Origin of the sequence: Methylobacterium sp. 10 (assembly GCF_000519085.1) — a bacterium.
Taxonomy (GTDB): Bacteria; Pseudomonadota; Alphaproteobacteria; order Rhizobiales; family Beijerinckiaceae; genus Methylobacterium.
The window spans coordinates 372,356-391,724 of sequence record NZ_KI912577.1; the positions used below are offsets into that span (position 1 = coordinate 372,356).

At 67.9% G+C, this 19,369-nt stretch carries 19 protein-coding genes; 10 read left to right on the forward strand and 9 right to left on the reverse strand.

What is annotated here, in order from left to right; all coding sequences use genetic code 11:
* The first annotated feature begins 11 nt into the window (after nt 1–11).
* The 3 genes from K368_RS0101670 to K368_RS26950 all read left to right on the forward strand — a co-directional run bounded on the left by K368_RS0101670 (nt 12) and on the right by K368_RS26950 (nt 1,337).
* On the forward strand, nt 12–512 hold the full coding sequence (locus K368_RS0101670; RefSeq protein WP_027170867.1) for a metallophosphoesterase family protein: 501 nt from the start codon (nt 12–14) through the stop codon (nt 510–512).
* 213 nt (nt 513–725) lie between these two features.
* Nucleotides 726–989: a hypothetical protein gene (locus K368_RS0101675; RefSeq protein WP_227437903.1), complete on the forward strand. Its 264-nt coding sequence runs from the start codon at nt 726–728 to the stop codon at nt 987–989.
* Between the two features lie 192 nt (nt 990–1,181).
* On the forward strand, nt 1,182–1,337 hold the full coding sequence (locus K368_RS26950) for a hypothetical protein (protein WP_197031090.1): 156 nt from the start codon (nt 1,182–1,184) through the stop codon (nt 1,335–1,337).
* Nucleotides 1,338–1,347: 10 nt separating this feature from the next.
* Here the strand turns inward: K368_RS26950 and K368_RS0101685 are convergent, their stop codons facing one another.
* Complete coding sequence (locus tag K368_RS0101685; protein ID WP_027170869.1) at nt 1,348–1,602, reverse strand: hypothetical protein; 255 nt, start codon at nt 1,600–1,602, stop codon at nt 1,348–1,350.
* 122 nt (nt 1,603–1,724) lie between these two features.
* On the opposite strand from K368_RS0101685, the gene flaF reads away from it, so the two are divergent.
* Complete coding sequence (gene flaF / locus K368_RS0101690) at nt 1,725–2,258, forward strand: flagellar biosynthesis regulator FlaF (RefSeq protein ID WP_245259468.1); 534 nt, start codon at nt 1,725–1,727, stop codon at nt 2,256–2,258.
* A 253-nt stretch (nt 2,259–2,511) separates the two neighbouring features.
* Here flaF and K368_RS23665 read toward each other — a convergent pair whose 3' ends face one another.
* From K368_RS23665 to modB, 3 genes are all read right to left on the reverse strand, one after another.
* Nucleotides 2,512–2,904, reverse strand: a complete 393-nt coding sequence (locus K368_RS23665) for a hypothetical protein (RefSeq protein WP_036265881.1) — start codon at nt 2,902–2,904, stop codon at nt 2,512–2,514.
* A 158-nt stretch (nt 2,905–3,062) separates the two neighbouring features.
* On the reverse strand, nt 3,063–4,178 hold the full coding sequence (gene modC, locus K368_RS0101700) for a molybdenum ABC transporter ATP-binding protein (RefSeq protein WP_036265884.1): 1,116 nt from the start codon (nt 4,176–4,178) through the stop codon (nt 3,063–3,065).
* A gap of 8 nt (nt 4,179–4,186) precedes the next feature.
* A complete protein-coding gene (modB, locus tag K368_RS0101705) occupies nt 4,187–4,879 on the reverse strand; it encodes a molybdate ABC transporter permease subunit (RefSeq protein ID WP_027170872.1) in 693 nt (230 codons plus the stop codon).
* 483 nt (nt 4,880–5,362) lie between these two features.
* Here modB and K368_RS0101715 point away from each other — a divergent pair, with 483 nt between their 5' ends.
* From K368_RS0101715 to K368_RS0101735, 5 genes are all read left to right on the forward strand, one after another.
* Nucleotides 5,363–6,280, forward strand: a complete 918-nt coding sequence (locus tag K368_RS0101715) for a 50S ribosomal protein L11 methyltransferase (RefSeq protein ID WP_027170873.1) — start codon at nt 5,363–5,365, stop codon at nt 6,278–6,280.
* Between the two features lie 43 nt (nt 6,281–6,323).
* Nucleotides 6,324–8,165, forward strand: coding sequence for an aminopeptidase P family protein (locus tag K368_RS0101720; RefSeq protein WP_027170874.1), 1,842 nt, complete (start codon nt 6,324–6,326; stop codon nt 8,163–8,165).
* Nucleotides 8,166–8,206: 41 nt separating this feature from the next.
* On the forward strand, nt 8,207–9,481 hold the full coding sequence (locus tag K368_RS0101725) for an FAD-dependent oxidoreductase (RefSeq protein WP_027170875.1): 1,275 nt from the start codon (nt 8,207–8,209) through the stop codon (nt 9,479–9,481).
* Nucleotides 9,482–9,634: 153 nt separating this feature from the next.
* The gene (locus K368_RS0101730) at nt 9,635–11,812 is read left to right on the forward strand and encodes a protein-disulfide reductase DsbD domain-containing protein (RefSeq protein ID WP_036266658.1); all 2,178 of its coding nucleotides are present in this window, start codon (nt 9,635–9,637) and stop codon (nt 11,810–11,812) included.
* Nucleotides 11,813–11,817: 5 nt separating this feature from the next.
* On the forward strand, nt 11,818–12,450 hold the full coding sequence (locus tag K368_RS0101735) for a redoxin domain-containing protein (RefSeq protein WP_027170877.1): 633 nt from the start codon (nt 11,818–11,820) through the stop codon (nt 12,448–12,450).
* A 12-nt stretch (nt 12,451–12,462) separates the two neighbouring features.
* Here K368_RS0101735 and K368_RS0101740 read toward each other — a convergent pair whose 3' ends face one another.
* A complete protein-coding gene (locus tag K368_RS0101740) occupies nt 12,463–13,632 on the reverse strand; it encodes a hypothetical protein (RefSeq protein WP_245259469.1) in 1,170 nt (389 codons plus the stop codon).
* Between the two features lie 181 nt (nt 13,633–13,813).
* On the opposite strand from K368_RS0101740, the gene K368_RS0101745 reads away from it, so the two are divergent.
* Nucleotides 13,814–15,046 carry an MFS transporter gene (locus tag K368_RS0101745; RefSeq protein WP_027170879.1) on the forward strand — a complete coding sequence of 411 codons (1,233 nt, stop codon included), beginning with the start codon at nt 13,814–13,816 and terminating at the stop codon, nt 15,044–15,046.
* A 155-nt stretch (nt 15,047–15,201) separates the two neighbouring features.
* Here the strand turns inward: K368_RS0101745 and tolB are convergent, their stop codons facing one another.
* The 4 genes from tolB to tolQ all read right to left on the reverse strand — a co-directional run bounded on the left by tolB (nt 15,202) and on the right by tolQ (nt 19,291).
* The gene (gene tolB / locus K368_RS0101750; RefSeq protein WP_027170880.1) at nt 15,202–16,533 is read right to left on the reverse strand and encodes a Tol-Pal system beta propeller repeat protein TolB; all 1,332 of its coding nucleotides are present in this window, start codon (nt 16,531–16,533) and stop codon (nt 15,202–15,204) included.
* A 130-nt stretch (nt 16,534–16,663) separates the two neighbouring features.
* Nucleotides 16,664–18,085: a cell envelope integrity protein TolA gene (gene tolA / locus K368_RS0101755; protein WP_027170881.1), complete on the reverse strand. Its 1,422-nt coding sequence runs from the start codon at nt 18,083–18,085 to the stop codon at nt 16,664–16,666.
* A 14-nt stretch (nt 18,086–18,099) separates the two neighbouring features.
* Entirely contained in the window at nt 18,100–18,543 is a 444-nt protein-coding gene (locus tag K368_RS0101760; RefSeq protein WP_027170882.1) for a biopolymer transporter ExbD, read from the reverse strand.
* 31 nt (nt 18,544–18,574) lie between these two features.
* Nucleotides 18,575–19,291, reverse strand: a complete 717-nt coding sequence (gene tolQ / locus K368_RS0101765; RefSeq protein WP_027170883.1) for a protein TolQ — start codon at nt 19,289–19,291, stop codon at nt 18,575–18,577.
* Between the last annotated feature and the right edge of the window lie 78 nt (nt 19,292–19,369).

The following is a 19,369-nucleotide window of genomic DNA, read 5'->3' on the forward strand; positions in this document are numbered from 1 at the left end:
AGGGCGGAGCCGTGGCGGTCTGGTTCACCAGCGATACGCATTTCGGCGACCGACGGGCGCTGAACATCGACCGGCGCCCCTATTCCGACCTCGCCGCTCATGATGCCGGCCTCATCGCCAAGTGGAACGAGAGGATCGCGACAGACGACACGGTCTGGCATCTCGGCGACGTGGCGCTCGGCCCCTCAGACGCGCGCATCGCCGAAATCGTCGGCGCTCTCAACGGTGTGAAGCACCTGATCGTCGGCAACAATGACGGTCCGGGCACGCTCGCCCTGCGGGACTGGGCCTCGGTGGGCCATTATGCCGAGATCGAGGTGGAGGGGCGGCGGCTCGTCCTCTGCCATTACGCGTTCCGGACCTGGAACGGCATCGGGCGCGGCGCCCTCAATCTCCACGGCCATTCCCACGGCAGGCTCGGGCCGGCCCCACGGCAATATGATGTCGGGGTCGACGTCCATGCCTGTGCCCCGGTGCGCCTCGACCAGATCCTGGCCTCTCGCAGGCGCTGAAAACCTGCGGAACCTTCGCCGTGAGTTCGCCGTTTGAACCGCAGACCTGCCGATGACGACCGATCTCTGGCTTTAAACTTGATCAGTTACTGACCGTACTAGGGTGCCGATGTCGAAAGACGGACAGCCCTCCTTCAACGAGACGCACAATCGGATTCTACCATGCGCTTCGCTCCTGCAACGCCCATCGCCGCCTTGGGCTTCGTGCTGTGCATGATCGCTCCGACCCTAGCGGCCCCCTCCTGCCTCAAGGGTGAACGGAAGATCCAGGAGGCTGCGGCCCTTCGCTACCAGGCTCGCGAGGAAGCGCGGCTCGGCAACCGTGATCGGGTCTGCGACACGCTCGACGAAGTCGGCGATCGTTATGAGGACGCTAAGGAAGCGTTCGAAGATTGCGGTGCCGGTATTGTCGCCATCGATCTTCGCAGCGAAACAAGGGCCCTTCGGGCTGCAAAATCGGTAAATCGCTGCGACTGAACTTCGTAGCGGGAACGCAGATACTTCTCCTCAGCCCTCGTCGATTGATACGTCAAAACTGGAAAAGAATCCGCGTTGGCGCGGATTGCCTCTGCATGCGCCTGTTCGGTGCGGCGACGCACAGCCGTACCGTTTTTCCCCCGTCACAGCTTCACGAACGACGGAAAGCTTGTCCGTCGGGAGACTTCCGTCATGAACGCGTCCGCCCAGCACAGCGATCTCACCCTGCTTTCGTCCCACGCCGCGCACTCGCCAGCGACCGGTCCGTCTTTCGCGGCGGCCCTGTGCGGCTTCCTCTCGACCACCGTGGCGACGACGATGGTGATGTTCCTGCTCAGCAGCCTCTGATCGCCCCCCTTCAAGGGGCTACGAACCAGAACCGGCGCTTGGAGAACAGCATGTCCGGGTGGCCGATGGTCTGGTCACTCTGAGGACGGGCGGGAATGAGGCTACAGGGAGCCTCGATGCGCGGCGGAGCCGCCGGGAGCAGCAGTGCCGTCGATACGGGATGAAGGCCGAGCTTGGCCTGGACCTCGGGCTGACGAACGGCGACGATGGTGAGGACCCCGGCGACGAGCCCTCCGGCGAGCGTACCGAGCAGAAAATTCATCATGTCAGTGGAAAGTCATGCCCGCCCGCGGCGCGGGTCTGCCCGGACACAGCATGACGTCAAAACCTGACTGATGCGTTGCACAAGGCCGACAGAAATCTTCCTTTGTTGCATCGCACGCCATCGTGTCGGTCGATCCCGTCGGACAGGTGAGGTCGTCCACTGCCCGCTACGTCCTCCGCCAGCTTATCGGCATGATTGGGGCGAGATCGCTCCGCTACCGGATTTTAACCTTACTCCGTCAAGGTCGGCCTCAAGCGGCCCGAATCAGCTCGGCCGCCTCGGGAGAGGGATCGGCTATGTCCTACGGAGCCAGTGCCTATGCACGGGTCGCGCAGACTGCATTGACGCCGCGGGAGGCGGAAGCAGCCGTCCTGATCAAGGCGGCGGGCCGGCTTCAGACGATCCAGGCGGATTGGCAGAATCAGTCGGGAGCGCTGAACGAAGCTCTCAACTTCAATCAGAAGGTCTGGTCCATCATCGCCGGTGCCGCGACGGCACCCGACAGTCAACTCCCGATCGAGATCAAGACGAGTATCGCCGAACTGTCGACCTTTGTCTTTAAGCGGATGATCGACACGATGATCGAGCCGAAGGCGGAGAAGCTATCGGCCCTCATCAACATCAACCACCAGATCGCCGCCGGCCTGCGCACCTGACGCCTGCAAGGCCCCCCGCGCTCAAGCGGCGCGTGCGGGCCGCAACGCATCCAGGCACGGTGGATGAGCCGGTGGCATATCGCCCACCGCTTGGCTGACGCGCAGGTGGCTGGAACGAACCCGGCGGCCTGCTTTTCCTCCTCGCTCGAAGGACGACGCGGACCCTCCGGCCGAACGTCGAAAGAGCCGTAGCCTGCGCTGCGACCCTCCTCTCACACCTGCTCTCAGATTGTGCAGCTGGCCCTCGCTCCCGTCAGGCCGTCCGATCCAGCGGTCGCTGATCTTCCTTCGCCCTGGCCGCCGTGGCTTCCGCATAGGCGCGGGCTCGAAGGATCGTGGCCTCGGGCAATTGCACGACGACATCGCCCGAATTCGGATCCACCACTTGATACACTAGACTCTTGGTGTCCTGGTCCACGGTGATGCGGCGCTCATCCGCCGTCGGAAATGCTGCGTCCGGCTTCGTCGCCGGGTCGTCGGTGACGGACGCGTCGTCCAACCGGACATCGAAGCGCACGGGAGGGTCCAGCGGCGTGCCGACCGTTGTCGCCGGGCCGGCCTTGCGCACCGGGGCCGGGGAATTCACGAGGGGAGCGACCGGCGCGACGGGGGACATCGACATCGGAGAGATACTGAGGATCGTCATTGCACGCCCTTTCGAAGGTGGTCGTGGCATGCAACCAAAAACGACGACGAGGGTGAACCAGTTCTTAAAGCCCGCCGGTTACCCACCACTCGTCCCGAAGATGACAAAGGAATTCTCAACGGGAAAGATGGTTTTTTAGGAATTTGTCGGCGGCGCGGTCAGATCTCCACCGCTTCCGGCCTCGCTGTCCCGACGGCCTGGGGATCGAAGGCAACGCTTTTCACCACCGCGTAGACGGCGCGGCCGGGCGCGAGGGCGAGATCGCGCACGGAGGCACGGGTCAGGCGGGCCGCAAGCAGGACGCCGTTGCAGTCGATCTCCACCATGGACGCCGCCTCGCCGAGGGCGTGGATCGAGGCGACGTGCCCTTCGAGCAAGTTGCGCGCGCTCAAGCCCACCGGCGGCTGCGTGGCGAGGAGGACGTCACGCGCCGGCACACGGATACGCACCACCGTACCGGGGCTCCGGGTCAGGCGGGGAACGGAGAGCCGGCCGGCACGCCCGCTCAGGCGCGTCAGACCGGTCTCGGGATCGGTCTCCCCCACGACCATGTCGAGGATCGCGCCGGCCTCGGCCTCCTGCGTGGTGAGGAGATCGGCTCGGCGAAGCACAGTATCGGCCGCGCCGACAGCGGCGACGCGACCGGCCTCGAGCACCACGACGGTGCGCGCCAGCCGCGCCACCTCCGAGACCGCGTGGCTGACATAGACGATTGGCAAGCCGGCCTCGTCGCGCAGGCGCTCGATATAGGGCAGGATCTCCGCCTTGCGGGCCTCGTCGAGGGCGGCGAGGGGCTCGTCCATCAGCAGGAGGCGGGGACGGCTGAGCAGGGCCCGGCCGATCGCCACCCTTTGCGCCTCGCCACCCGAGAGACCCGCCGGCCGCCGTTCGAGGAGATGGCCGATCCCCAGCAGGTCGACGACGCCGTCGAAGGCGATGCCGTCGCTCCGGCCGCGGGCGAAGGCCCTTCCATAGGCGAGGTTCCGTCGTACCGAGAGATGCGGCATCAGCCGTGCCTGCTGGAACACCACGCCGATTCGCCGGCGATGGGCCGGGACGGCGATGCCCCGCTCCGTGTCGAGCAGCGTCTCGCCCTCCACCGCGATACGCCCACGATCCGGCCGCGCCAGCCCGGCGACGAGGTCAATCACCGTGGTCTTGCCCGAGCCCGAGCGACCGAACAGAGCGGTCAGGCCGGGGCCGGCGGTGAAGGCGACGTCGAGGCTGAAGGCCCCCCGCGTGAGCGACACGTCGATGTCGATTGTGGCGGGCATGGGCCTTCTCACCCCGTGCCGAGGCGGCGTGCGAGGCGTCGGGCCAGTACTTCCGAAACGAGGAGGGCCACCATCGACAGGGCCACCGAGATCAGGGTGAGGCGCAACGCGCCCGCTTCCCCGCCGGGTACCTGGGTCAGGCTGTAGATGGCGGAGGGCAGCGTCTGGGTCTCGCCGGGGATGTTGGAGACGAAGGTGATGGTCGCACCGAACTCCCCCATCGCCTTGGCGAAAGCCAGCACCGCACCAGCAAGGATGCCGGGCATGGCGAGCGGCAGGGTGACAGTGAGGAAGACCGCGCTCGGCCGTGCCCCGAGAGTGGCGGCGGCCTGTTCCAGGCGCCGGTCCACCGCCTCGATGGACAGGCGCATGGCCCGGACCATCAACGGGAACCCCATGATCGCACAGGCCAGCGCCGCCCCGGTCCAGCGGAACGAGAACACGATTCCGATCTCGGCGAGCGCCGCACCGAAGGTGCCGCGTCGGCCGAACGACAGGAGCAGGAGGTATCCCGTCACCACGGGAGGCAGGATCAGGGGCAGGTGGACCAGGCCGTCGAGGAGAGCACGGCCGGGGAACCGTCCGCGTGCCAGGAGCATGGCGATTAAGAGGCCGGGGACGAGGCTCGCCAGGGTCGCCACGCAGGCGACTTTGAGGCTCAGGCCGATGGCGGTCCATTCGTCTGGGGTGAGATCGAGCACGGGCGGCGGGTCAGACGCCGGTCCCGGCGAACCCGTTGCAGCTGTACTGGATCATAGAGACGCGCATCCCTTTCGCCGTAGGCCGATCCTCATGAACCACACCGGCCGTCGGCAGCGTCGATACCACGGATTGCGACCGGCGATGAAGGCATGCGCTCAGGTCGCGGGCGGCTCGTCCTCCGGCTTGTTCCGCCGCTCGGCGCGATGGAGCCGGCTCAAAAGAACCAACATCGAACCCGGGACCGGCTCGAAATTCGGCTCGGAATCGAGCAGCCCCGAGGCTCCGCTCGCACGGAGGCGTCTGGTGGTCCTCCTGCCGACGATGGCCACGGGGGCCCGAGTTATGTTTTTCTTCTGGTTCGTACTCAACACCGCACCCTCGAACGCCACGGGGACGACAGGAGAAGCGCAGGGAAACGCGAAGGCGCGGGCTCGGTTCCGCGACGGTGGCGGGCAATCCTCGCGGATGCTAGAGCCCGCATCATGCTCGAAGGCCTTCATCCCAACCGCCCCACCCATGTGCTGCGCCTCCTCACGGACGAGCGGTCGGCGCGCGCCATGACCGATATCCTCGGCGAGATGTTCGATCCGACGGAGACGGCGGTCGCCGCCTTCGAGGCGGAGGACGGCAAGACCTGGCGCCTGGAGGCCTATTTCGCCGATGCGCCGGACGAGGAGATGGTGCGCGACCTGATCCGCCCCCTCGTTGGCGAACAGGCCGATGCGGCCGTGTTCGAGACCATCGACCAGCAGGATTGGGTCCGTGCCTCCTTGGAAGGGTTGAACCCGGTCCGCGCCGGGCGCTTCCTCGTCCACGGCGCGCATGACCGCCACACCATTCGACCGAATGACCTCGCCATCGAGATCGAGGCGGCCCTGGCCTTCGGCACCGGCCACCACGGCACGACGCTGGGCTGCCTCAAGGCATTGGCCGGCATCCTGAAGCAGGGCCGTCCCGCGCATGTTCTCGACGTCGGCACCGGCACCGGCATCCTCGCCTTTGCAGCGGCCAAGGCCCTGCACCAGCCCGTCCATGCCGGCGACCTCGACCCCGAGGCGGTCTCCACCGCCAAGGGCAATGCCCGACTGAACGGTCTCGGCGGCCTCGTCCGGCTCTATGTCGGACCCGGCGTGCGCCATGCGAGCGCGAACCGGAGCCGGCGCTTCGACGTGGTCTTCGCCAACATCCTCGCCCGGCCCCTGAAGCGCCTCGCGCCGACGCTCACTGCGACGGTGGCGGATCACGGCGTGCTCATCCTGTCGGGGCTGATCGAACGCGACGTGCCGGGCGTCCTTTCCACCTATCGCCATCGCGGCTTCCACCTCGCCCGGCATGGCCTCATCGAGGGCTGGGCGACCCTGGTGCTAAAACGCGGCGGAGCGGCACCACGCCCACTGTGAGGGCGGTTGCCGCTCCTCTCGGCGACGCGTAACTCTCATCGCCATGACCCGCGCCCGCTTCCAGACCTTCGACGATCCCAGCCACCGGGAGGGCGCGACGCGCATCGCCGCCCTGAGGGCGGCGATGCGGCAGGCGGGGATCGACGGGTTCGTGGTGCCCCGCGCGGACGAGCATCAGTCTGAATACGTGCCCGCCAATGCCGAGCGCCTCGCCTGGCTCACGGGCTTCACCGGCTCGGCCGGCACCGCATTGATCCTCGCCGACGAGGCGGCCCTGGTGGTGGACGGGCGCTACACGCTCCAGGCCCCGGCACAGGTGGACACCACGATCCTCACCCCGATTCAGCTCGCCGAGACCAGTGTCGAGGCCTGGATCGGCGAGCATCTGAGGCAGGGTGCCGTGCTCGGCTACGATCCCTGGCTCCACACCGCCGAGGGCGTCGCCAAGCTGGAGAAGGCGGTGGCCAAGGCCGGCGGCCGCGTCACCCCGGTTTTGGTGAATCCCGTCGATGCGGTCTGGACCGACAGGCAGGCCGCCCCCGCGGGCGCGGTGGTGGCGCATCCCCTCGAACTCGCCGGGGAGGCTGTCGAGGCCAAGCTCCGCCGCATCCGAGAGGCATTGGGGCGCGGCGGCTGCGACGCCCTGGTGATCTCCGATCCGCACAACCTCGCCTGGGCGTTCAACCTGCGCGGCGGAGATGTGGCGCATACGCCCCTGGCGCTCGGCTACGCCATCGTCCCCCGGACGGGACGTGCCGCCCTGTATCTCACCTCGTCCGCCATCGATCCCGCCTTGCGGGAGGCGCTTGTGCCCTCCGCGGACATCGCCGGGCGAGCGGATTTCGACGCGGCCCTCGCCGCTCTCGGTGCCGGAGAGTCCAGGATCAGGCTCGATTGCGCCACCGGCGCGTCGGCGCTGGCGACACTGGTGGCACAGGCCGGAGGCAGGGTCGATCCCGGCCTCGATCCGATCACGCTGATGAAGGCAGTGAAGAACGCGGGCGAGATCGCCGGATCTCGCGCGGCCCATCACCGCGACGGGATCGCGGTCACGCGCTTCCTCGCCTGGCTATCCCGGCAGGCGCCGGGCGGCCGCCTCACCGAGATCGCCGCCGTGGAGGCGCTGGAGGATTTTCGCGGCGGAACCGGTCTGCTGCGGGACATCTCGTTCCCGACCATCTCCGGCAGCGGTCCCAACGGCGCCATCGTGCATTATCGCGTCACCCGCGACACCGACCGGGCGGTCGGCCATGGCGAGCTCTTCCTGGTGGATTCCGGCGCGCAATATGCCGACGGCACCACCGACATCACCCGCACCGTCGCGGTCGGGACGCCCACGCCGGAGATGCGCGACCGCTTCACCCGCGTGCTCAAGGGGCATATCGCCATCGCGCGGGCCGTGTTCCCGAAGGGCACCACGGGCGCTCAGATCGACTCCTTCGCCCGTGCGCCGCTCTGGGAGGCGGGGCTCGATTTCGATCACGGCACCGGCCACGGCGTCGGCGCCTTCCTGTCCGTGCATGAAGGCCCGCAGCGCATCGCCAAGACCGGCACCACCGCCCTCTCGCCCGGCATGATCCTCTCCAACGAGCCGGGCTATTACCGGGCCGGCGCCTACGGCATTCGCATCGAGAACCTCGTTCTCGTGGAGGAGCGGGCGATCCCCGGCGGCGAAAGACCGATGCTCGGCTTCGAGACGCTGACGCTCGCCCCCTACGATACCAGCCTCATCGACCTGTCGCTCCTCGGCGAGGCCGAGATCGCCTGGATCGATTCCTATCACGCGCGGGTGCGGGCAGCCCTGAGCGCCGATCTCGACGGCGAGACGCGGACTTGGCTAGAGGCGGCGACACGGCCGTTGCTGGCGAGCGGGCGCCCCGCTTGAGACCGAGGCCGACCGTCGTACCCCCTGCAGGAACAAAACGAATGACTGCCCAGTCGGACCTTCACGTGGTCGTCATCGGCTCCGGCGCGGTCGGGTCGGTGAGCGCCATCGAGTGCCTGCGGGCGGGCCATCGCGTCACCGTGGTCGATCCCGGCCCTCCCGGCGGAGAGCAGGCGTCGAGCTACGGCAATGCCGGCTGGCTCTCGTCGCACTCGGTCATTCCGCCGGCGGAGCCCGGCATGTGGAAGCGGGTGCCCTTCTTCCTCCTCGATCCGCTCGGGCCCCTCTCGATCCGCTGGGCCTACCTGCCGAAGGTGATGCCCTGGCTCGCGCGGTTCCTGCTCGCCGCCCGCACCACGCCCCGGATCGAGCGCACCGCCCGCGCCATGCGGACGCTGCTCGTCGATGCGCCGAAACTCCACGCGAAGCTGGCCGAGGAGGCGGGCGTCCCGCAGCTCGTCGAGCGTCGCGGCGTGCTGCACGTCTATCCCGACCGTACGGCTTTCGAGGGCGAAGCCCGATCCTGGGAGATCAGGCGTAAGGTCGGCGTCACGTGGCTCGAACTCTCTGCCGACGAGCTGCGGCAGCGGGAGCCCAACTTGCATCGGCGCTACACGTTCGGCCTCGTGGTCGAGGAGGCCGGCCATTGCCGCGATCCCGGACGCTACGTCGCCGCCCTGTCCGACCTGGCGCAGGCGCGCGGCGCCATCCGGATCCCCACCCGTGCGACGGGGTTCCGGCTGGAAGGCGGACGCCTCGCCGCCGTCACGACGGAACAGGGGGAGATTCCCTGCGACCGCGCCGTCGTCGCGGCGGGCGCCCGGTCGAAGCCCCTCGCCGCCTCCCTCGGCGACACGCTCCCCCTGGAGAGCGAGCGCGGTTACCACGTCATGGTGACGGAGGCCGAGGCGGGGCCGCGCACGCCGGTCATGGCCTCGGACGCCAAGATGATCGTCAATTTCATGAATGGCGGCCTGCGCGCGGCCGGTCAGGTGGAATTCGCGGGACTGGCGGCGGCGCCGAACTGGAAACGCGCCGAGATCCTGCGCGATCACCTCATCTCGATGTTTCCCGGATTACCGGACCCTATACCCGAGGACCGTCTGAAGGTCTGGCTCGGTCATCGCCCGAGCATGCCGGATGGGCGGCCCTGCATCGGCCCCGCGCGCAGGACCACGGATGTCGTCTACGCCTTCGGGCATGGCCATGTGGGCCTCGTCGGCTCGGCGCGAACCGGGCGCCTCGCGGCCCAGCTCGTCGGAGGCGAAACGCCGGAAATCCCCCTCGCGCCCTTCGACCCCCGACGATTCCTGTGAGCCTTTCGGGGTCACCTCTTACGGTGGAGGCCCCATCGCGGCGATTCTGTTGCGGGCCATCTCGGGCCGCCGGTTTTACCGCGGCACCAAACGGCCATATCTAAGCGTCAGGGTGTCATGACTGGCGCCCCGCCCCTCCGCTTCAAGGTCTCGATGAACCGGCTCCTCGCCCTCCTGCTTCTCGTGCTGATCGGTGCCGCCGGCGCCTCGGCGCAGGGGCTCAAGCCGCCGGCCGACCTCGTCAAGGCCAACCTCCTGGCCGAGCCCGGGGCGATCCGGGCCGGGGAGCCCTTCACCATCGGCATCCGCATGGTGATGCGCCCGCACTGGCACGTCTACTGGCGCAATCCCGGCGATTCGGGCCTGTCGCCGGAGGTGGCGTGGTCGCTGCCCCAGGGGTTCACGGCGGGCGCCATCCAATGGCCGACGCCGAGCCGCATCCCGGTGGCGCATCTGGTGAATTTCGGCTTCGAGGGCGAGACAGTGCTGCTGGCGGAAATCACCCCGCCGGCGGTGCTGCCGCCCGGCAAGGCGGTGATTCTCGCGGCCAAGCTCACCTATCTCGTCTGCGAGCGCGAATGCATTCCGGGTTCCGCCGACCTGAAGCTGAGCGTGCCCGTGGCCGCTCCGGGCACCAGCACCGGCAGTTCGCCCGCCAACATCCTGCTGTTCGAGGATGCCCGCGCGGCCCTCCCCGTCCCCTCCCCCTGGCCGGTGAAACTCACGAGCGAGGGCGACAGGCTGATCCTCACCGCCGTCGCGCCCGGCCTGAAACCCGATGCGATCCGCGACCCCGCGTTCTTCCCCTATTCCGAGACGGCGATCGAGAACGCAGCTCCCCAGACCCTGACCATCGACGACAAGGGGTTCAGTCTGAGCCTTGCGCGGGCGACGCCCGGCGATCCCGCACCTACGGAGCTTCCCGGCGTCCTCACCTTCGACGAGCAGACCGTCGATGGTACGGTCCAGCGCTCTTATGCCATCGGCGACGCGCCGGCCCCCGCTCCCACCGGCATAATCCCCACGGCATCGGAATCCGCATCGCGAAACGCTTCGCTTGAGGAGAGCCTGACCCTGTGGAGTGCCGCCGGCCTCGCCTTCCTAGGCGGCCTGCTCCTCAACCTGATGCCCTGCGTCTTTCCCGTTCTGTCGATCAAGGTGCTGAGCCTCGTGAAGCATTCGGGAGAGCCGGCCGCCCGCGTGCGCTTGCACGGCCTCGCCTACACCGCCGGCGTACTCGCCGCCTTCCTCTCCCTGGCGGGGCTGCTGATCGTCCTCAAGGGCGCGGGCGCCGGGATCGGCTGGGGCTTCCAGCTGCAATCGCCCCTCGTGGTGGCGGGCCTCGCCTACCTGCTCTTCGCCATGGGCCTCAGCCTCTCCGGCGTGGTCCATGTCGGGGCCGGCATCGCCGGGGTCGGCGACGGGCTGACCCGGCGGGCGGGGCTCGAAGGCTCGTTCTTCACCGGCATCCTGGCGACGGTCGTCGCCACCCCCTGTACCGCCCCCTTCATGGGCTCGGCGGTGGGGTTCGCGTTGACGCAGCCACCCATGGTGAGCCTCGCGGTGTTCGCGAGCCTCGGCCTCGGCCTCGCCGTGCCCTTCCTCGTCCTCACCACGTGGCCGGCAGCTTTACGGCGCCTGCCGCGTCCGGGGGCCTGGATGGACACGCTGAAAGGGGCCCTCGCCTTCCCGATCTACGCCACCGTGGCCTGGCTCGTCTGGGTGCTGTCGCAGCAGGTCGGCTCGGCCGGTCTTCTCGGCGCACTCATCGGCCTCGTCCTCGTGGGCCTCGCCGCCTGGGCCTGGGAGCGGGCGCGCCACGCGGGTGGCATCGGCGCCGGGCTCGCCCGCCTGACCGCCGTCGCGGCCCTGGCGGCGACCCTCGCACTCACCGTCGGCCTCGACCAAGACCGGGCCTCGGCGGATATGCGGAATGCGACGGCCGAGGGCATCACACCCTTCACCCAGGCCCGGCTCGATTCCCTCGTGGCCGAGGGCAAGCCGGTCTTCGTCAACATGACGGCGGCCTGGTGCATCACCTGCCAAGTCAACGAACGCACGGCACTCCGCACGCAAAGCGTGGAGGCCGCATTCAAGGCGCGCGACGTGACCTATTTGAAGGGCGACTGGACCAACCAGAATCCCGAGATCACCGCCCTGCTGGAGAAGCATGGCCGCAGCGGCGTGCCGCTCTACCTGCTCTATACCGGCACGGGCGAGCCCATCGTACTGCCGCAGATCCTGACATCGGGCATCGTCCTCGACGAACTCACCCGGATTCCAACGAATGCCGCCGACCGGCGCGCCGCCCTCGAGACGACGAAAAGATGAGAGCCATGGCCCTGCCACGCCGGATGTTTCTCGGAACGATGTTCGCCGCCGGGCTCGTCGGGCTCTTGCCCATCGGCGAAGCGATGGCGGCGGGCCCGCAGGTGGGCAAGCCCGCTCCGCTCTTCACCGGCACGGATGCCGATGGCCGCACCGTCCGGCTGGAGGATTACAAGGGGAACGTCGTCGTCCTCGAATGGACCAACCACGATTGCCCCTTCGTGATGAAGCATTACGGCGGTCAGGCGATGCAGGCCCTGCAGAAGAAATGGACCGAGGCCGGCATCGTCTGGCTCTCGGTCGTCTCTTCCGCCCCAGGCGAGCAGGGCGCGGTGGACGGGCAGGCCGCCAACCGCCTGACCCAGACCCGTGGAGCCTCCCCCACCGCCGTGATCCTCGATCCCGCCGGCACGATCGGCCGCGCCTACGACGCAAAGACGACCCCTCACATGTTCATCGTGTCGGGCGATGGCACTCTGCTCTACCAGGGCGGCATCGACGACAAGCCTTCCGCCAATCTCGACGACCTCAGGACCGCGAAGAATTACGTCGACCTCGCCCTCACCGAGATCGCCGCTGGCAAGCCGGTAAGCGTCAGGACGGCGAAACCCTATGGCTGCACGGTGAAATACGCTTCGTAAGGATGCCGCACGTCACGAAAAATCCTCGGTGACGATGCGTGCCCAGGTCTCGCCGGCGAGCCCGCCGAGAAATACGTTGCCGCTGCGAAGCGTTGCCGCCACCTCCGGATCGCGCGTCCAGGCGATCGTGCCCATGACGTGGTGATAGAAGAGGCCCTTCTGGCGAAAGAGCCCCTTCATCAGGTCGGGGGATGTCGCCCCGCGCACGGCGACGGCTCCCGACGCGGCCGCATCGGCGAACATCTGGCCGACGACGAGTTCCTCGCGGTTGGGCTGGGTTATGATCTGGAGCGCATAGGCGACGCCGTCCCGGCGCGTGTAGAGGAGATAGAGCCCGATTCGTCGGCCGATCCTGTCCACGACCTCGCGGATCTGGAGGGGGCCGTATTTGGTCTGGAGCCCGGCCTGCTCGACGAACCATCCCAATTCGGCCGAACTCGGCTTCAGGTCATAGGGGTCGAGGAAGGGTCGGGCGGCCTCCGCGAAATCGGCGGCGGCGATGGGGCTCGAGACGACTCCGTCGGGGCGTGGGGGGCCGGAGGGCAGAAATCGCCGAATCACGCTATCGGTGGCGCGGGCGATCGGAACGATCCAGCGCGCGAGCCGGGGCAGGCGCTTGCCGAGGAAATACGCCGCCGTCCCCGCGGGCCGGTGGATCTTCACCCATTCGAGGCTCTGTGCCGGCAGGATCACGAAGCGGGTGGCGCGGGCAATATCCAGGGACGTTCGGTTGGCGGTGTCGGTGAAGAGGAGATCGAAATCGCGGGCGGTGACACCCCGGACGAGACTGACGCCGATGCCGGGATTGTTGTCGGGATCATCGGCCATGTACGCGCTGAGGATGCCGGCGCGAAGGGTCCGTTCCCCGACGACCATGGTCATGGCGATGACGCCCATGAAACCGTCCACCGCTCCGTTCCGGTCCAAATGGACGATGGAGCCGGTGCCCTCGGTATAGCCCGGCGAGTCGAAATACGTCGCTTCCAGGCAGGCGGCGAGCTTGGCCGTCTGATAGCTCTTGCCCAGGCGAAACGTCTGCGAAAACAGGCGGCAGACCTGCGGGATGTCGCTCCTCTCGAACGCCCTGATCGAACCGCGTGAAGACGAGGCGGAGGTTTTCGAAATATGAATTGGTTGCTGAGCTTGGCCTGCCTGACCTTGCTCAAGATCGCCTTGCTTCATTCGGGCACAACTCGATGACGCTCCACCATAGAAAGCAGTTTATCGTCCCAACCATTATCAATTCGACAAGGCAGCGCCTCGCATCCGGCATACCTTGCATCGGTGCCGCCCCCGACGATCTCGTATAGACAAGCAACCGACGTATCTCCGCCCGAACCGCATGCGCCCCTCCGATGCCCCTATGACAGAACCCGCCGCACCCCGCTGGGCGGTCTTCCGCAACGGCGATTTTCGGTTGTATGGCGCCGCGCGCTTTCTCACCGGCCTCGCCTATCAGATGCAGGCCGTGGCGGTGGGGTGGTTCGTCTACGACCTGACCCGCTCGGCCCTCGCCCTGGGCCTCGTGGGCCTCGCGAGCTTCCTTCCGGCGATGCTCTCCGCCCTGATCACCGGGCACGTCGCCGACACCCATGACCGGCGTCTGGTGACGGCGATCGCCTATGTGACCCTGGCCCTAGCCGATCTCGGCCTCCTCGGCCTCGCCTTGTCCGGCACCGCCTCGATCTGGCCCATCTACGCCCTCGTCGTCGTCATCGGCACATCGCGCGCTTTCGCCAATCCCGCTCTGCAGGCGCTGCTCCCGACCCTGGTCCCGCGCCCCCTGTTCGGATCGGCCATCGCCTGGAACGCCTCGCTCTGGCAGAGCGCGTCGATCCTCGGCCCGGCTGCTGGCGGCTTCCTCTACATGCTGGGGCCCGCCGCCGTGTTCGGAGCGGCGGCGGCGAGCTTCGCCCTGGCGAGCGCCCTGGTCGTCGCGATCCGCTTTCGCCCGGCTGCGGTCACGGAGCGGCCGCCCGTCACCTGGGCCACCCTCCTGGCCGGCCTGTCCTACATCCGCTCGCAGCCGGTGGTGTTCGGCGCCATCAGCCTCGATCTCGTGGCCGTTCTGCTGGGAGGAGCGACCGCACTACTGCCGATCTTCGCCGCAGAGATTCTCCATGTCGGTCCCCTCGGGCTCGGCGCCCTGCGCAGCATGCCCGCAGCCGGTGCGGTGGTCACCGCCATCCTCCTCGCCTATCGCCCCCTCGAACGCCATGCCGGCAAGAGGATGCTCCAGGCGGTGGCGGTCTTCGGCCTCGCCATCACGGCGTTCGGCCTCTCCACGTCGTTGCCGCTCTCCATGGCCTGCCTGTTCGTCACCGGGGCGGCCGACATGATCAGCGTCTACGTGCGCCAGACTTTCGTCCAGGGCGAGACACCCGATGCCATGCGCGGACGGGTCTCGGCGGTGAACACGGTGTTCATCGGCGCCTCCAACGAACTCGGCGAGTTCGAATCCGGCACGCTCGCCGCCTTTGTCGGGGCGGTGCCCACCGTGGTGGCAGGAGGGCTCGCGACGATCCTCGTGGCGGTGCTGTGGAGCCGCCTGTTCCCGGCGCTCAAGGCGCGGGACCGTCTGCTGCCGGCGGAGTGATCGGAACGTCGCAGCCCGCCCTTCGTATTCCCACCACATCCTGCGCGGGCATTATCCCTTTCCCGTCACGCAAGCACTCGGTGAGGGATGAAGCCTTTCGACGGAAGGACTTGGCTTGGCGGGAGTGCCGCTCGACATCGTCGCCAGCCTTTCCCCTACTTCCCCGCCAGCAGCGGCGACCAGGTGGGGTCGGAGGCGTAGGACGGGGTCGGCACCGGCTGCTCCACCTTGCCGGTAATGTCGACCATATAAAGCTTGCCGCCGCCCTGACCGCCTGGATCGCGGAAGAACAGGACGTACTGGCCGTTCGGCGCGAAGGTCGGCCCCTCGTTGTGGAAGCCTTCGGTGAGCACGCGCTCGCCCGAACCGTCCGGCTTCATCACGCAGATGGCGAAACCGCCCTTGCGCTGGCGGGTGAAGGCGATGAGGTCGCCCTTGGGCGACCAGGCCGGCTGCGAGGCCGAGCCCTCACCGAAGGAAATACGGGTCGGGTTCGAGCCGTCGGCCCCCATCACGTAGACCTGCTGCGAGCCGCCGCGATCGGATTCGAACACGATCTTGCTGCCGTCGGGTGAATAGGTCGGCGAGGTGTCGATGGCGTTGCCGTTGGTGATCGGCGTCTGTGCCTTCGAGCCGAGATCCATCTTGACGATGTCGGCGTTGCCGCCCTGCTGCACACTCATGACGAGGTGGCGACCGTCGGGCGAGAAGCGCGGGCTGGTGCTCATGGAGTCCATCCGGCCGATGGCCTGGCGCGCGCCGGTCTCGAGGTTGATCACCTGGACGCGCGGCTGCTGGCCGCTGGCCTGGGTCATGAACGCGATGTCCTGCGTCGAGGGCGAGTAGCGCGGCGCCACCACGGCGGACTCGCCGTTGGTCAGCGCACGGACATTGGCGCCGTCCTGGTCCATGACCATCAGGCGCTTGCGGCGGTTCTCCTTCGATCCGGACTCGTCGACGAAGGCGATGCGGCTGTCGAACCAGCCACCGAGACCGGTGATCTTGGTATAGACCACGTCCGAGATGAGGTGCCCGGTGCGGCGGGCATTGGCGACATCTGCGCCGTATTGCTGGCCCGTGAGTTGCTGTCCGGAGGTGACGTCCCAGAGCCGGAACTCGACCTTGAGCTTCCCGGACGGATCACGCCCGACCCGGCCGGTGATCAGGGCCTGGGCGCCGGCGGCACGCCACTTGTCGAAGCCCGGCACCGCGTCGAAGCCGGGATTCTCAGGAAACTTCCCCTTCTCCAGGGGCACGAAATAGCCGGACCGGCGCAGGTTGTTGGTCACCACGCTCGATACCAGCAGGCCGAGGCTCGGATCACCGGAGAAATCGGCGACCGCGATGGGCATCGGCTGGAACGAGCCGCCGCCGATGCGCAGGTTCAACTGCGCCTGTGCGGGCGCCGCAAAGGCGAACACGAGGGCGAAGACCGCGAGGAGCGACGCCAGGGGCGAGGCGAGCCGCTGGTGGAGAGTGTCGGTCATGAAGAGATTCCGAGAGATTGGGATCAGATGGACGATCGGCCGTCGCCAAGCTCAACGCGGGTCCCTCCCCACAGGGGAGATGGAGGTGCGGTCACCATATGATGCGCCGCGCGATCGATGAGAATGCCCGTCACACCCGCGAGAACTCGAATTCCGCGTTGATCGCCTTCCAGTCGTCGTAATACGGCGCGAACTGGGGCGGAATCTTGTAGGGCGCACAGCGCTTCACGGCGCGGAGGGCCGCCTCGGCGAGGGAGCGATCCACCGCGTTGGCGCCGCCGCGCATGATCCGCGGCTCGGTGCTCAGCGCACCGTTGGCGGAGAGGCGGATGTCGAGCATCGGCAGTACCACGCCCTGCGACGCACCGGGGGGCGCCGAGTAGCAGCGCTCGATCTGCTGGGTCAGCATTCCGATCAGCGAATCGCGCATGGAGGGCGAGAGGCGCTGCGAGGTGCCGCTGGCCGCCCCCAGCGAGGCCGTGCGCTGGACCTCGTGACCGGTGGCCCCGGTTGATTGCGACGGCGCCCGCGAGGCGAGCAGCTGCTTGATGTCACCGGAACTGAACTTGTCGGCGAGCTCGGCCTGCTTCTTCGCCTTGGCCTCCGCATCGGCCTTGGCGCGGGCATCCGCCATGGCTTTCGCTTTGGCCTTGGCGGCGGCGTCCGCCCTGGCCTTCGCCTCGGCCTGAGCTTTGGCATCGGCCGCAGCCTTGGCTTCTGCGACCGCCTGTTGACGTTCGGCCTCGGCTTTCACCTTCGCTTCGGCCCTGGCTTCCGCCTCGGCCTCGGCCTTCTCCGCCTTGGCGAGGGCTTCGGCCTTGGCCTTCGCGTCGGCCCGCGCCTTCGCCTCAGCCAGAGCTTTGGCTTCGGCCTGGGCCTTGGCGTCCGCCAGGGCCTTGGCCTTCTCGGCCTTGGCGGCCTCCGCCTTGGCGATGGCCTCGGCTTCCTGGCGCTCGATGAGTTCGGCGAGTTTCTCGCGCTTCTCGGCCTCGACCTTGGCGGCCTTCACCGCCTCGGCCTTGGCTTCCGCCTTGGCAGCCTCCGCCTTGGCGGCGGCCTTGGCCTCGGCTTTGGCCTCCGCCACAGCCTTGGCTTCCGCCGCTTTCGCGGCTTCGGCCTTTGCCGCTTCCTTGGCAGCGTCCTTGGCGAGCTTCGCCGCTTCGGCCTTGGCGGCGGCCTCCGCCGCTTCCTTCTCGGAATCGTGGTCGGGCATGCGCAGGGGCATCTCCTCGGCGCTGGCGACCTTCATGTCGGCCGGGCGCTTCGGAGGCGCGGGTGCGTCGACCTTGGCGTTCTCGGGCTCGCGCTCCTCGGCCTTCTCCGCGACCTTGTCGGCGCGGGGCTTGGCGTCGGGCATCGGCTTGTCGGCGTTCTTCTCGCCCTTGGTCAGCTCCGAGAATTGCTGCTCGGTCATCACCTCCACCGGCACGCCCTCCTGCGCGTCGGGCAGGGCCGGGGCGGCCACTGACATCAACGCCACGGTGAGTACGGCGACATGCACGCCGCTGGAGATCCAGACGCCCGGTTCGCGCAGTTTGGCGGGAAGCTTCACGGTGGCGTCGCCCGCTACTTCTGGTCCGGCTCGGTCACGAGAGCGACCTTCTTGAAGCCACCCCCGGTCACGATCGCCATCACCTGGGCCACGCGGCCGTAATCCACCCGCTTGTCGCCGCGCACGAAAACCCGCTCGTCGAAACCGGATTTGGACGTCTCCACAAGCTTCGGGACGATGGTGTCGTCGGTGAGTTCGGCCTCGCCGAGGAAGATCTGGCCGGTCTGGCGGATCGACAGGGTCACCGGCGTCGAATCGGAGTTGAGCGGGCTCGCCTTGGATTGCGGCAGGTCGAGGGGCACGCCCACCGTCATCATCGGTGCGGCCACCATGAACACGATGAGCAGCACGAGTACGACGTCGATGAACGGCGTCATGTTGATCTCGTTGATGGCGCCGCCGCGCCGCGCGCGACGCCGCCTGCTGCCCCCCTGCGCCGCTCCGTGGGCCATGCCCATGATCGTGCCTCGATATGTCTGGTGATCAGGATCAGGCGGCGAGCGACAGGCGCTCGTCGATCTGACGCGAGAGGATGGCGGAGAACTCGTCGGCGAAGCCCTCGAGCCGCGACTGGGCCTTCGAGACGTTCGACTGCAGCTTGTTGTAGGCGAGCACGGCCGGGATCGCCGCGAACAGGCCGATGGCGGTGGCGAACAGGGCCTCGGCAATGCCGGGGGCCACCACTGCCAGCGACGTGTTTTTCGAGGCGGCGATGGCGGTAAACGAGGTCATGATGCCCCAGACCGTGCCGAACAGGCCGACATAGGGACCGGCCGAGCCGATGGAGGCGAGAAACAGCAGGCGCGACTCAAGGCGTTCGACCTCGCGCTGGATCGTCACGTCGAGCACCTTGTCGATGCGCTGGGACAGGCTCTGAATCTGGCGGCCGGAGCCCTCGAACGAGCGCTTCCACTCGCGCATGGCGGCCACGAACAGGGCGCCGAGATTGGTGGCGGGCCGGTCGTTGAACGAACGGTAGAGCTCCTCCAGGGAGCGGCCGGACCAGAACGCTTCTTCGAACGCGTCCATCTCGGTCTTGGTACGGCGGAACAGCAGGGTCTTGTCGACGATGATCGCCCAGCACCAGACGGAGCAGCCAAGCAGCCCCACCATCACCAGCTTCACCACGATGTGGGCGTGCCAGAACAGGTTGAACAGGCTCATGTCCGGCGGCGGCAGCGCCTGCATGGCATCGGCGGGATTCATGCGTTCGTCCTCGTCCCGGGTCGACCGGGCGGCCGACTCCCGCGCTCCACCTGATCCGGGCGGTATGTTCCCCAGATC

Bases quoted from the DNA above. Each gene is read 5' to 3' on its own strand.
- K368_RS0101675 (WP_227437903.1), top strand. From the start codon at position 726: ATGATCGCTCCGACCCTAGCGGCCCCCTCCTGCCTCAAGGGTGAACGG.
- K368_RS26950 (WP_197031090.1), top strand. From the start codon at position 1,182: ATGAACGCGTCCGCCCAGCACAGCGATCTCACCCTGCTTTCGTCCCAC.
- K368_RS0101685 (WP_027170869.1), bottom strand. From the start codon at position 1,602: ATGATGAATTTTCTGCTCGGTACGCTCGCCGGAGGGCTCGTCGCCGGG.
- K368_RS23665 (WP_036265881.1), bottom strand. From the start codon at position 2,904: ATGACGATCCTCAGTATCTCTCCGATGTCGATGTCCCCCGTCGCGCCG.
- modC (WP_036265884.1), bottom strand. From the start codon at position 4,178: ATGCCCGCCACAATCGACATCGACGTGTCGCTCACGCGGGGGGCCTTC.
- K368_RS0101715 (WP_027170873.1), top strand. From the start codon at position 5,363: ATGCTCGAAGGCCTTCATCCCAACCGCCCCACCCATGTGCTGCGCCTC.
- K368_RS0101720 (WP_027170874.1), top strand. From the start codon at position 6,324: ATGACCCGCGCCCGCTTCCAGACCTTCGACGATCCCAGCCACCGGGAG.
- K368_RS0101725 (WP_027170875.1), top strand. From the start codon at position 8,207: ATGACTGCCCAGTCGGACCTTCACGTGGTCGTCATCGGCTCCGGCGCG.
- K368_RS0101730 (WP_036266658.1), top strand. From the start codon at position 9,635: ATGAACCGGCTCCTCGCCCTCCTGCTTCTCGTGCTGATCGGTGCCGCC.
- K368_RS0101735 (WP_027170877.1), top strand. From the start codon at position 11,818: ATGGCCCTGCCACGCCGGATGTTTCTCGGAACGATGTTCGCCGCCGGG.
- K368_RS0101740 (WP_245259469.1), bottom strand. From the start codon at position 13,632: ATGAAGCAAGGCGATCTTGAGCAAGGTCAGGCAGGCCAAGCTCAGCAA.
- K368_RS0101745 (WP_027170879.1), top strand. From the start codon at position 13,814: ATGACAGAACCCGCCGCACCCCGCTGGGCGGTCTTCCGCAACGGCGAT.
- tolB (WP_027170880.1), bottom strand. From the start codon at position 16,533: ATGACCGACACTCTCCACCAGCGGCTCGCCTCGCCCCTGGCGTCGCTC.
- K368_RS0101760 (WP_027170882.1), bottom strand. From the start codon at position 18,543: ATGGGCATGGCCCACGGAGCGGCGCAGGGGGGCAGCAGGCGGCGTCGC.
- tolQ (WP_027170883.1), bottom strand. From the start codon at position 19,291: ATGAATCCCGCCGATGCCATGCAGGCGCTGCCGCCGCCGGACATGAGC.